Source organism: Streptomyces sp. 184, from assembly GCF_045781775.1.
In the GTDB taxonomy this organism is placed as follows: domain Bacteria; phylum Actinomycetota; class Actinomycetes; order Streptomycetales; family Streptomycetaceae; genus Streptomyces.
In genome coordinates, this window is sequence record NZ_CP123230.1 from 6,423,490 (window position 1) to 6,435,267 (window position 11,778).

Annotated in this window: 10 protein-coding genes and 2 tRNA genes; 2 read left to right on the forward strand and 10 right to left on the reverse strand. The window is 72.1% G+C overall.

What is annotated here, in order from left to right; genetic code table 11:
* Positions 1 to 180: 180 nt before the first annotated feature.
* The 4 genes from leuS to QBL21_RS27350 all read right to left on the reverse strand — a co-directional run bounded on the left by leuS (position 181) and on the right by QBL21_RS27350 (position 5,327).
* Entirely contained in the window at positions 181 to 3,027 is a 2,847-nt protein-coding gene (gene leuS, locus QBL21_RS27335; RefSeq protein ID WP_407564896.1) for a leucine--tRNA ligase, read from the reverse strand.
* A gap of 174 nt (positions 3,028 to 3,201) precedes the next feature.
* A tRNA-Ala gene (locus tag QBL21_RS27340) sits at positions 3,202 to 3,274 on the reverse strand.
* Between the two features lie 40 nt (positions 3,275 to 3,314).
* A complete protein-coding gene (locus tag QBL21_RS27345) occupies positions 3,315 to 3,548 on the reverse strand; it encodes a hypothetical protein (RefSeq protein WP_026276023.1) in 234 nt (77 codons plus the stop codon).
* Between the two features lie 246 nt (positions 3,549 to 3,794).
* Positions 3,795 to 5,327: an MFS transporter gene (locus QBL21_RS27350; RefSeq protein ID WP_407564897.1), complete on the reverse strand. Its 1,533-nt coding sequence runs from the start codon at positions 5,325 to 5,327 to the stop codon at positions 3,795 to 3,797.
* Between the two features lie 102 nt (positions 5,328 to 5,429).
* Between QBL21_RS27350 and QBL21_RS27355 the strand changes: the two genes are divergently transcribed.
* The gene (locus QBL21_RS27355; protein ID WP_407564898.1) at positions 5,430 to 6,389 is read left to right on the forward strand and encodes a helix-turn-helix transcriptional regulator; all 960 of its coding nucleotides are present in this window, start codon (positions 5,430 to 5,432) and stop codon (positions 6,387 to 6,389) included.
* Positions 6,390 to 6,401: 12 nt separating this feature from the next.
* Here the strand turns inward: QBL21_RS27355 and QBL21_RS27360 are convergent.
* The 6 genes from QBL21_RS27360 to QBL21_RS27385 all read right to left on the reverse strand — a co-directional run bounded on the left by QBL21_RS27360 (position 6,402) and on the right by QBL21_RS27385 (position 10,329).
* Positions 6,402 to 6,474 (reverse strand) — tRNA-Ala (locus QBL21_RS27360).
* Positions 6,475 to 6,587: 113 nt separating this feature from the next.
* Positions 6,588 to 7,223 carry a histidine phosphatase family protein gene (locus QBL21_RS27365; RefSeq protein WP_407564899.1) on the reverse strand — a complete coding sequence of 212 codons (636 nt, stop codon included), beginning with the start codon at positions 7,221 to 7,223 and terminating at the stop codon, positions 6,588 to 6,590.
* A complete protein-coding gene (gene rsfS / locus QBL21_RS27370; RefSeq protein ID WP_407564900.1) occupies positions 7,216 to 7,647 on the reverse strand; it encodes a ribosome silencing factor in 432 nt (143 codons plus the stop codon). The genes QBL21_RS27365 and rsfS overlap by 8 nt, the downstream gene beginning before the upstream one ends.
* Before the next feature lie 100 nt (positions 7,648 to 7,747).
* Positions 7,748 to 9,454 carry a LytR C-terminal domain-containing protein gene (locus QBL21_RS27375; RefSeq protein ID WP_407564901.1) on the reverse strand — a complete coding sequence of 569 codons (1,707 nt, stop codon included), beginning with the start codon at positions 9,452 to 9,454 and terminating at the stop codon, positions 7,748 to 7,750.
* Positions 9,455 to 9,550: 96 nt separating this feature from the next.
* Positions 9,551 to 10,150 carry a nicotinate-nucleotide adenylyltransferase gene (nadD, locus tag QBL21_RS27380; protein WP_407566576.1) on the reverse strand — a complete coding sequence of 200 codons (600 nt, stop codon included), beginning with the start codon at positions 10,148 to 10,150 and terminating at the stop codon, positions 9,551 to 9,553.
* Positions 10,147 to 10,329: a hypothetical protein gene (locus tag QBL21_RS27385; protein ID WP_407566577.1), complete on the reverse strand. Its 183-nt coding sequence runs from the start codon at positions 10,327 to 10,329 to the stop codon at positions 10,147 to 10,149. Before QBL21_RS27385 ends, nadD begins: the two co-directional genes overlap by 4 nt.
* 239 nt (positions 10,330 to 10,568) lie before the next feature.
* On the opposite strand from QBL21_RS27385, the gene QBL21_RS27390 reads away from it, so the two are divergent.
* Positions 10,569 to 11,645, forward strand: coding sequence for a M48 family metallopeptidase (locus QBL21_RS27390; protein WP_407564902.1), 1,077 nt, complete (start codon positions 10,569 to 10,571; stop codon positions 11,643 to 11,645).
* Positions 11,646 to 11,778 lie beyond the last annotated feature (133 nt).

Consider the following 11,778-nt stretch of genomic DNA (forward strand, 5'->3'; position numbering starts at 1 on the left):
TCTCGGGCCGCTAGGGCCCGGGCGGCCACGGCAGGCGGTCTTGCCTCCAGCCTACGGGTACGGGAAAGGCCGGGCGGCCCCGTCGGCCCCCGGCCTTCCCGGAATCGTCCCTTAGGGAATGCTCCCCGGGGACTGCTCCCACACCTGAGCGAGCACCGCACACGGCGGCGGCCGGTCCCCCTAGATGACGACGTTCACCAGCTTCGGCGCCCGTACGATCACCTTGCGGACGGGCGCCCCGCCCAGGGCTCGCTGCACCGCCTCGTCGGCCAGCGCCGCCGCCTCCAGCTCCGCCTCCGCGATGTCGGGCGACACCTCCAGCCGGGCCTTGACCTTGCCCTTGACCTGCACGACGCACGTGACCGTCTCGTCGACCACGTACCGCGGATCGGCGACCGGGAACGGCTCGTAGACCACCGTCGTGCCGTGCCCCAGCCGGTGCCACAGCTCCTCGGCGACGTGCGGCGCCAGCGGCGCGACCAGCTTCACCATCGACTCGGCGACGCTCCGCGGCACCGCGCGCAGCTTGGTGACGTGGTTGTTCAGCTCCGTCACCTTCGCGATGGCGGTGTTGAAGCGCAGCCCGGCCATGTCCCGGGCGACCCCGTCGACGGCCTTGTGCAGCGCCCGCAGCGTCTCCTCGTCCGGCTCTGCGTCCACGACGGTGACGGCGCCGGTCGACTCGTCGACGACGTTGCGCCACAGCCGCTGGAGCAGCCGGTACTGGCCGACGACCGCGCGGGTGTCCCAGGGCCGGGAGACGTCCAGGGGGCCCATCGCCATCTCGTACAGCCGCAGCGTGTCCGCCCCGTACTCGGCGCAGATCTCGTCCGGCGTGACGGCGTTCTTCAGGGACTTGCCCATCTTGCCCAGCTCACGCCTGACCTGCTCGCCGCCGTACCAGTAGCCGCCGTCGCGCTCCTCGACCTCCGCGGCGGGCACCGGGAAGCCGCGGGCGTCGCGGTAGACGTACGCCTGGATCATGCCCTGGTTGAACAGCTTGTGGAACGGCTCGGCGGAGGAGACGTACCCCAGATCGTGCAGCACCTTGGACCAGAAGCGGGCGTACAGCAGGTGCAGCACGGCGTGCTCGGCGCCGCCGACGTACAGGTCGACGCCGCCGTGCGGCTTGCCGCCGGCCGGGCCCATCCAGGCGCGCTCGACCGCCGGGTCGACCAGCCGCTCGGCGTTGTGCGGGTCCAGGTAGCGCAGTTCGTACCAGCAGGAGCCGGCCCAGTTGGGCATGGTGTTGGTCTCGCGCCGGTAGCGCCGCGGCCCGGAGCCGTCGCCCAGGTCCAGGGTGACGTACACCCAGTCCGCGTTGCGCGACAGGGGCGTCTCGGGGCGGCTGTCGGCGTCGTCCGGGTCGAAGGTGCGCGGCGAGTAGTCCTCGACCTCAGGCAGCTCCAGCGGCAGCATCGACTCGGGCAGGGCGTGGGCGACGTCGTTCTCGTCGTAGACGATCGGGAAGGGCTCGCCCCAGTAGCGCTGGCGGCTGAACAGCCAGTCGCGCAGCCGGAAGCTGACGGTGCCCTCGCCGACGCCGTGGTCCTCCAGCCAGGCGATGGTCTTCCGCTTGGCCTCGGTCACCTCCAGGCCGTTCAGGTCGATGCCGTTGCCGGCGGAGTTGATCGCGGGGCCCTCGCCGGTGTACGCCTTGCCGTCCCAGTCCGCCGGCGGCTGCACGGTGCGGACGATGGGCAGCTCGAAGACCTCGGCGAACTCCCAGTCGCGCGCGTCCTGTCCGGGTACGGCCATGATGGCGCCGGTGCCGTAGCCCATCAGCACGTAGTCGGCGACGAAGACCGGGACGCGCTCGCCGTTGACGGGGTTCACGGCGTACGCGCCGGTGAACACCCCGGTCTTCTCCTTGGCTTCAGCCTGCCGCTCGACGTCGGACTTGGCGGCGGCCTGGGTACGGTACGTCGCCACCGCCTCCGCGGGCGTGGCGTGCCCGCCGGTCCACACCTCGTGGGTGCCCTGCGGCCAGCCGCCCGGGATGATGCCGTCGACCAGCGGGTGTTCGGGCGCCAGCACCATGTAGGTGGCGCCGAACAGGGTGTCGGGGCGGGTGGTGAAGACCGCGATCCGGGCGTCCTCGTGCCCGTCGACCGGGAAGTCGACGCGGGCGCCTTCGCTGCGGCCGATCCAGTTGCGCTGCTGGAGCTTGATGGCCTCGGGCCAGTCCAGCTCGTCCAGGTCGGCCAGCAGCCGGTCGGCGTAGGCGGTGATGCGCATCATCCACTGCCGCAGGTTCGCCTTGAAGACGGGGAAGTTGCCGCGCTCGGAGCGGCCGTCGGCGGTGACCTCCTCGTTGGCCAGCACGGTGCCCAGGCCGGGGCACCAGTTGACCGGCGAGTCCGAGGCGTACGCCAGGCGGTGGCCGCTCAGCACCTCGGCGCGCTCCTGGTGCGTCAGCTCCGCCCAGGGGCGCCCGTCGGGTGTCTGGCGCTTGCCGGTCTCGAACTGCTCGACCAGGGTGGCGATCGGGCGGGCGGCGTCGGCCTCCTCGTCGTACCAGGACTCGAAGATCTTCCGGAAGATCCACTGGGTCCACCGGTAGTAGTCCGGCTCGATCGTGGCGAACGACCGGTCCCGGTCGTGGCCCAGGCCCAGCCGGCCCAGTTGGCGGCGCATGGAGACGATGTTCGCCTCGGTGGTGATACGCGGATGGGTGCCGGTCTGCACGGCGTACTGCTCGGCGGGCAGGCCGAAGGCGTCGAAGCCCATGGTGTGCAGCACGTCGTGGCCGGTCATGCGCTCGTAGCGGGCGTAGACGTCGGTGGCGATGTACCCCAGCGGGTGGCCCACGTGCAGCCCCGCGCCCGAGGGGTACGGAAACATGTCCATGATGAACTTCCGGGGCCGGTCCGACGCCGCGGCCGTGTCCACCGCGTACGTGCCCTCGCGCTCCCAGAAGTCCTGCCAGCGTGCCTCGATCTCCGCGGCCAGGGCCGCGGTGTAGCGGTGCGGTGCGGTCGGCGGCACCGACTCGGTGGCGGCGGCGGTGGTCGTCTCGCTGCTCATCGTCCTCAAAGCTCCTGGTGGTCTCTGCATGCGGTCCGGATGCGGAAACGAAAAATCCCCTCGCACAGGAGGGGACGCCGCGCCGAGGTGTTTCCTGCCGTCAGCGCGGCCCGCTAAGCAGAAGGCGTCGGGCACGCATGCGCTCAGGATATCGCAGCCGGAAGGGGAGCCGAGTGGAGCTAAGGAGATTCGAACTCCTGACCCCTTGCATGCCATGCAAGTGCTCTACCAACTGAGCTATAGCCCCTGGGCGGGCTTCACCCTACCCCACCGGCGCCCGCGGGCCATCAGGCGGTCGCGAACGAGTAGAAGCGCTTGAGCGTGCAGTGCTCGTCCAGCAGTCTGCCGTAGATCGGCTCGCCCTCCAGCTCGCGGTACGTCTCGATGGGATCGCCTTTTATGATCAGCGCCCGCGCGCACTCCTCGCACCAGTACTGGTAGTCGGGGTTGAGGGGCTCCATGTCGCGCACGATGGGGGTGCCGTTCCCGCACCAGTCGCACTTCCTGCTGTGTGCTCCCATCACTCAGCTCCAGCTATGGCCGCAGGCCGTGCACACATAGGACACTCCGCCGTTGTCACCGAGCACCTGCGCGACGTGCGAGGAACCGCAGGCTGGACAGTGCAGGGCGGAGGCACGGTAACCTCCCGGCCGCCGGGTCTCGGCCGCCGACTGCCTCCCGGTGGCGCACGAAGGCATCTCGCAGCCCCTCCCTTCGGCTTCCGCCCTGTGAGGATGCTGTGATTCTGCCACGCGCGGCCGACGTGGTCAGCGCCGATGCCGGTACCGGACCCCTACGAGGAGCCCCAGCACCCCTACCGCGGCCAGCGCCAGCGAGGCGTCCCACACCGCGTCCGCGGAACTCCGCGCCGTCAGCGCGCCCACGCGCTCCAGATACAGGGTGCCGATCGTCGCCACCCCGACCAGCCCGCCGAGCTGTGCCGTGGTCGTCATCAGCCCGCTGGCGTGCGGCGCGTCCTCGGGGCGTACGAGGGCGAGCGCGCCGGTCAGGTTGGGGCTGAAGGCCAGCGCGAGGCCGAGGCCCACGCCGGTCAGCCCGGCGTAGAAGCCGGGGCCGCCCTCGCCGCCGTCGCGCATCGCGAGCCCCACCGCCAGGAACGACAGGGTGATCGTCACGAAGCCGGCCGGCACCAGCGCCGGGCGCAAGCGCTCCGGCAGCCGCTGCCAGGTCAGCCCGGCGGCTCCGAAGGCGACGGCGGTCGGCACGAAGGTCAGCCCCGCGCGCAGCGCGCCGAAGCCGAGCCCGGCCTGGAGATGCAGCGCCATGACGAACATGAACGCGCCGTTGAGCACCATCGCAAGCCCGGAGCGCACAACGGCCACGGGCATCCCCGGCGCACGCACCACGCGCGGCGGGAACAGCGGCACGCCCCCGCGCCGGGCCAGGCTCGACTCGTACGCCGCGAAGGCCGCCGCCGCCACGACGCTGCCGCCGAGCATGACCCAGCCCCAGACAGGCCAGTCCAGCTCCTGGCCGAGCACCAGCGGCACGGTGAACAGGGTGACCGCGGCGGCCAGCAGCACCAGGCCGCCCCGGTCGAGCGCGCCGCCGTAGGCCGCGCCGCCGCGGGCCGCGGAACGCGGCTCGTCGCGCGGCAGCAGCCGGGCGCCGAGCACGAGCAGGGGTATGCCCACGACCACGTTGACCAGGAACACCGGGCGCCAGCTCCAGCCGAAGAGGTCGGCGCTGACCAGCAGGCCGCCGGCGATCTGCCCGGCCGCCGCGCCGGTGGCCAGGACCGCCGCGTAGACGCCGAGGGCCCGCACGCGCTCGGTGCCGGTGAAGTTGCGCTGGATGAGGCTGAGCACCTGCGGGATCATCGCCGCCGCGCCCGCGCCCTGCACCAGCCGGAAGGCGATGAGCTGGCCGGAGGTGGCGGCCAGGCCGCAGGCGAGCGAGGCGGCGGTGAAGAGCACCAGCCCGGCCAGGTACATCCGGCGGTGGCCGAACATGGCGCCGAGCCGGGCGCCGGTGATCAGCAGCACGGCGTACGAGATGACGTACCCGGCGATGATCAGTTGCAGCTCGGCGCCGGAGGTGCCCAGCTCGGTGCGCATCGTGGGGGCGGCGACGTTGACGATGAAGACGTCGAGCAGCGCCATGAACTGGCCGGCGAGGACGATGCCGAGGAGCCAGCCGGTACGTACGCCGGAGGCGTTGTCGGTGCCGGGCGGTTTACTGGAGAGATCGGCGGTGCCGGACGGCGTGGGCCCGCCGGTGGCGCGGGGGGTGCCGGCGGCGGTGCCGCCGGCGGGGGAGGTCGTGGTGGTGTGACGCATGCCGCCGAGCATCGCCCGGGTGCCGTACCGGTAGTGAGAGCCTGCCGATGCTGGTACTGACAGCACCTGGCACGGCGGGCCGACCGGCCCGACCCTGGAGGGATGAGCATGACGACGACGACGGCGGCAGGACGCCGCAGGCCGGAGCTGGCGGCCTTCCTGCGCAGCCGCCGGGCGCGCATCACCCCCGCGGACGTCGGCATGCCGCCGGGCCCGCGGCGCCGCACCCCGGGGCTGCGCCGCGAGGAGGTCGCGCAGCTCTCCGGCGTCGGCGTCACCTGGTACACGTGGCTGGAGCAGGGCCGGCGCATCAACGCCAGCCCCCAGGTGCTGGACGCGGTGGCCCGCACCCTGCGCCTCGACGCGATGGAGCGCGAGCACCTGTACCACCTGGCCGAGGTGCCGTACGCCCCGGAGCCGGCCGCCGCCGCCCGCTCCGTCGGCTCGGAGGTGCTGGGGATCCTGGCCGCCATGGACCTGCCCGCCGCCGTCTACAACTCGCGCTACGACGTGCTCGCCGCCAACGAGCTGTACGAGCGGATGTTCCCCGCCGTCCGCGCCGCCGCCGCGGACGAGCGGAACATCCTGTGGCAGCTCTTCTCCGCCCGCGCCTGCTGCTGCGCGATGACCAACCGGGACGAGGAGCTGCCGATCCTGGTGGCCACGTTCCGCGGGGCGTACGGGCGCCATGTCGGTGAGCCGTCCTGGGAGCGGCTGATCCGCGGCCTGTCCGAGATCAGCGAGGACTTCGCGGAGCTGTGGCGCAGCGGGGACGTGGCCCCGCCGGGCTCGCGCATCAAGGTCGTCCAGCACGCCTCGGTCGGCAAGCTGCGCTGCGTGTCGACCTCGCTGTCGATCACGGGCATGCCCGAGACCCGGATCGTGGTCTACACCCCCGCGGACGACGTGAGCCGCACCCTGCTCGACACGCTGCGGACGCTGGCGGACCCGCTGGTCGGCTGCCCGGCCCACGCCCGCCCGCTGTCGGAGGAGCGCGCCCGCCAGGCCGCGCTGCGGGGCCCGCAAAACGACGAATCCCGCCCCAGTGGGACGGGATCCTGAAGACCGGCTGTGTGGAGCTAAGGAGAATCGAACTCCTGACCTCTTGCATGCCATGCAAGCGCTCTACCAACTGAGCTATAGCCCCTCGCGGCCGCCTGCCGTTTCCGGCGGGCGAACGAGACAGAGCTTAGCGGGAAGGCGGCCGGGAACCAAAATCGGTTTTGGAACGCCGACCTTCCCTCATGTCGTCACGTGTCGTCACGTGTCGTCGCCGAGCACCGGCTCCGGCAGGCTGCCCGCGTTGTGCTCCAGCAGCCGCCAGCCGCGCACCGACTCCCCCAGCACCGACCAACTACAGTTCGACAGCCCGCCCAGCGCCTCCCAGTTGCGCGGCTCGATGCCCAGCAGCCGCCCGATCGTCGTCCGGATCGTGCCGCCGTGGCTGACCACCACCAGCGTGCCGGCGTCCGCCAGCTTGTCGGCGTGCGCCAGCACCACCGGCGCCGCCCGGTCCGCGACCTCGGTCTCCAGCTCGCCGCCGCCGCGCCGCACGGGCTCCCCGCGCTTCCACGCGGCGTACTGCTCGCCGTGCCGGGCGATGATCTCGTCGTGCGTCAGCCCCTGCCAGACGCCCGCGAACGTCTCCCGCAGCGCGCTGTCGTACGTCACCTCAAGGCCCGTCAGCGCCACCAGCTCAGCGGCCGTGGCCCGGGTGCGCAGCAGGTCGGAGCAGATCATCGCGTCCGGCCGCAGCGCCGCCAGCAGCCGGGCGGCGCGCCGCGCCTGGAGCACGCCGGCCTCGGTCAGCTCGATGTCCGTCTGGCCCTGGAAGCGCCGCTCCAGGTTCCACGCCGTCTGGCCGTGCCGCCACAGGACGATCCGGCGGTCACGCATCCCGCCGGGCCCCGTCGCCGTGCGGCTCCGCGTACTCCGCGGCGCGCCCGCGGGTGGCCACCGCGTCCGCCGGCAGGCCGATCTGGGGGCAGTCCTTCCACAGCCGCTCCAGCGCGTAGAACACCCGCTCTTCCGAGTGCTGCACGTGGACCACGATGTCCGAGTAGTCCAGCAGCACCCAGCGGCCGTCCCGCTCGCCCTCGCGCCGCACCGGCTTGGCGCCGCGCTCCTTCAGCAGCGCCTCCTCGATGCCGTCCACGATCGCCTTGACCTGGCGGTCGTTGGGCGCCGAGGCGAGCAGGAAGGCGTCGGTGATGGCGAGGACGTCGCTGACGTCGTACGCGACGATGTCGTGCGCGAGCTTGTCCGCGGCGGCCTGCGCCGCGGTGCTGACGAGGTCGATGGAGCGGTCCGTTGCGGTCACGGGCGGGGCTGTCCACTTCTGTCGGGAACTCGGGGTATCACTGCGGATACGCATTCCAGGATCTCACGCCCGTACGACAGCCCCGCGGCTCCCGGCACCGTCACTCCTCGTAGTCCTGCCCGAGGACGACCGCCACGTCGGCGTTCGCCGGGGTCTTGCCCTTGGCCACCGCCTTCTCCGGCAGCCCCAGCGTCCTGGCGACCTGCACGGCCTGCTCCTTCGCCGCCGCGTCCGCGTAGCGCACCTCGGAGGCCGCCGCGGGCTCCGCCGACCGCCCGCCGTCGACGAACGTGAAGCCGCCGTTGACCAGCGCGACCTTCGCCGTCTCCGCCGGCTTCGCGGCGCCCGAGCCGTTCTGCACGCTGACCCGCGCGGCCGTGGCCCCGTCGGGGCTCTTGACCGTGCCGCCGAGGACGTCCTCGACGACCTTCTGCGTGGCCTGCTCGCTCGGCCGCCCGTCGTCCCCGACGCCCAGCGTCTCGGTGGCGTACGCGCCCTCCTTGGCCAGCTCCGACAGCGACGCCAGGGACGCGGCCAGCTCGGCCTCGGAGAGCGACGGGTCGAGGACCATGCCCATGGACTTCACCAGGTTCTTGGCGCCCGCGGTGTCGCTCGGCAGGTTCTTCAGCACCGCCTGCATGACCTGCCCGAAGCGCGCGAGTTGCGCCGTCTGCGGCTCGCCGTCGGCCTGGTGGGTGGCGTAGGCGATGGCGGCCTCGCCGTTGAGCCTGCTCTTCGGGCCCTTCTCGACCAGCGGGTCGTCGCCCTTCTTCGCGCCGGGCACGGTCGCGTCGGTGTCGAGGGTGATGCCGCCGACGCCCTCCACGAGGATCTCCAGGTACGGGGTGTCCAGCCGCCAGCTTCCCTTGATCTCGGAGCCCAGCAGCGTGTCGATCGCGTCCCTGGTGGCGCCCGCGCCCTGCTCCTCGACGGCCTGGCCGAGGGTGGTGGCGGCGCCGTCGTCGCCGGAGACGGCGAGGTCGTTGGGGAGGAGCACGGTGGTGCCCTTGCCGGTGGTGGCGTTGTTCACGAGCAGCGCCGTCGCGCTGCCGCCGCCGTCGGTGTCGTGCAGGTGGACCACGAGGGTGTCGCGCTTCTCCTCACCCGTCGCCGCGGGGCCGGACTCGCCGCCGACGAAGGGGAGGCGGTCGGTGGCCCACAGGTAGCCGCTGCCGCCGAGCACGGCGAGGACCATGACCACCAGCAGCGCGACGCGGCGGTTGCGCCCGCGGCGCTTGGCCTCCTCGCGGCGCTCGGTGCGGCTCTCGGTGAACTTCAGCCAGTCGATGACGTCTTCGGAGGACTCGGTCTCGTCCTCGACGAAGGAGAACTGCCCGGTGGCGTACTCGGGCGGCTGGTGCGGCTGGTGCGGCTGCCGGCCCGGGTGCTCCTCCGGCGGGCGCTGCTGCGGGATGCGCCCCCAGTCGCCGTCGGGCGGGGCGGCGGTCACGGGCTGCTCGCCGGAGTGCGCGGCCGGGCCGTACGGGTCGTAGTCGTAGTCGTACCCGACGGCGGGGGGCGGGGCCTGCGGGGCGTAGTGCTGCTGCGCGTGGGGGTGCGGGGCCTGGGGATGCGGGGCCCGGGGCGGGTACGGGGCGTTCTGCTGCTGCGGGGGCGGCTGCTGGGCGTACGGGTCGTAGTCGTACCCGTAGCCGGTGGACGGGTCCTGGTAGCCCTGGGGGCCGGGGTCCTCGGGGGCGCCCTGCCGGTCGTAGTCGTAGCCCTGCTGGGCGTACGGGTCGTAGCCGCGGGCGTGGGGGTCCTGGTACGGGTCGTGGCCCTGCGGGCCGCGGTATCCGTCGTTCACTGGTGCCCCTTCCATAATGGGCATCCCCGCCCATGGTTCCCCCCGTGCTTACCCTTCGCTCCCCGTGCGGCCCCCGCCGCCTCCGAATCCTGCGCGTCAGTCCCCGTCGTGGTAAAGCCTTCGCTTGTTGATGTAGCGCACAACCCCGTCTGGCACCAAATACCAGACGGGTTCGTCACGAGCCACCCGTTCCCGGCAATCCGTGGACGAGATGGCGAGCGCGGGGACCTCGACCAGCGACACCCTGCCCTCCGGCAGCCCGGGGTCGTGCAGCCGGTGGCCCGGCCTGGTCACGCCGATGAAGTGGGCCAGCGCGAACAGCTCCTCCGCGCCCCGCCAGGTGAAGATCTGGGAGAGCGCGTCCGCACCGGTGATGAAGAACAGCTCCGCCTCCGGTTCGAGCCCGTGCAGCTCCCGGAGCGTGTCGATCGTGTACGTCGGGCCGTCGCGGTCGATGTCGATGCGGCTGACCGAGAACTGGGGGTTCGAGGCCGTGGCGATCACGGTCATCAGATAGCGGTCCTCGCGCGGCGAGACCGCCTTGTCGCTCTTCTGCCACGGCTCGCCCGTGGGCACGAAGATCACCTCGTCGAGGTGGAAGCGGGCGGCGACCTCGCTCGCCGCCACCAGGTGACCGTGGTGGATGGGGTCGAACGTCCCGCCCATCACGCCCAGTCTGCGCCTCACCGCCGTCAGCGGTCCCGGTTGAAGCGGGTGGTGATGAAGAGCAGGAGCAGCAGGATGAACAGGGCGCTCCCGCCGACAAAGTACGGGTTGAGGCTGGAGTGGTTGCCCTCGTGCTCGCCGCCGCCACCGCTCTCGGATGCGGAGGCGAGAGTCACGGCGAGGTCGTGGGCGGTGGTCAGAGCGCTCATGGTCACTGTGGCCAATCCGGTGTCGTCGGGTGGGCGTGCCTCGACATCGTAAGCGGGTCCGCGGCACGCCCCCACGTCGGCTCCGCCATCGGGGGCGCGGACGGGGCCCGTCCGGGGAGGCCGCCGAGGTCACCGCGGGGTACGGGTGCCGTGACGAACCTGCTACGGAACTCCCGGCCGCCCCGGCCCGTTCTCGCACTAGCCTTGGGGGTCAGACGTACGGGGAGGGGACGGACAGCATGCCTGAACTCAACAAGAACGTGCCGAGCCGAGAACGCAGGAGGTTCCCCGGCATCTCCTCGCGGGCGTACGAGCACCCCGCCGACCGCTCCGCGCTCGTCTCGCTGCGCAAGCTCACCGGCTTCGACAAGGTCTTCAAGGCGATCAGCGGCATGCTGCCGGAGCGCTCGCTGCGGCTGCTCTTCCTCTCCGACTCGGTGCGGGTCAGCGACCAGCAGTTCCAGCACCTGCACGACATGCTGCGCGACGCCTGTTACATCCTGGACCTGGACAAGGTCCCGCAGATGTACGTCAAGCAGGACCCCCAGCCGAACGCGATGTGCATCGGCATGGACGAGCCGATCATCGTCGTCACCACCGGCCTCGTCGAGCTGCTCGACGAGGAGGAGATGCGGGCCGTCGTCGGGCACGAGGTGGGCCACGCGCTCTCCGGCCACTCGGTGTACCGCACGATCATGCTCTTCCTCACCAACCTCGCCCTCGCGCTCGCCTGGATCCCGCTGGGCGCCCTGGCGATCCGGGCGATCATCGCCGCGCTGCTGGAGTGGTTCCGCAAGTCGGAGCTGTCCGCGGACCGCGCCGGGCTGCTCGTCGGGCAGGACCTGGAGGCGTCGATGCGCGGGCTGATGAAGCTCGCCGGCGGCAACCACCTGCACGAGATGAACGTCGACGCCTTCCTCAAGCAGGCCGAGGAGTACGACCGGGGCGGCGACGTCCGCGACTCCGTCCTGAAGATCCTCAACGTGCTGCCGCGCAGCCACCCGTTCACCACCATCCGCGCCGCCGAGCTGAAGCGGTGGTCGGAGAGCCGCGACTACCAGCGGATCATGGACGGCCACTACCCGCGGCGCGACGAGGACAAGGACACCTCCGCGCGCGAGTCCTTCCGCGAGTCGGCCAGCAGCTACGCGGACACGGTGAAGAACAGCAAGGACCCGCTGCTGCGGCTCGTGAACGACATCGCGGGCGGCACCGCCGACATAGGCGGCAAGCTGCGGGACCGCTTCAACAGCCGCGGTACCGGCGGCTCCGCCCCGTCGGACGGCACCGGCCCCTCGGACGCCTCGCCGAACTGAGCCCGTCCCCCCCTCCGCTCGGCAGGCAGGACCCACCGCAGGCCGTACGCAAGACGCCGTCGCCGCCCCGTCGTCCCGGGGCGGCGGCGGCGTTTTCGCGGTGCCGCGAGGGCTCGCGGTACGTCCCGGGCGG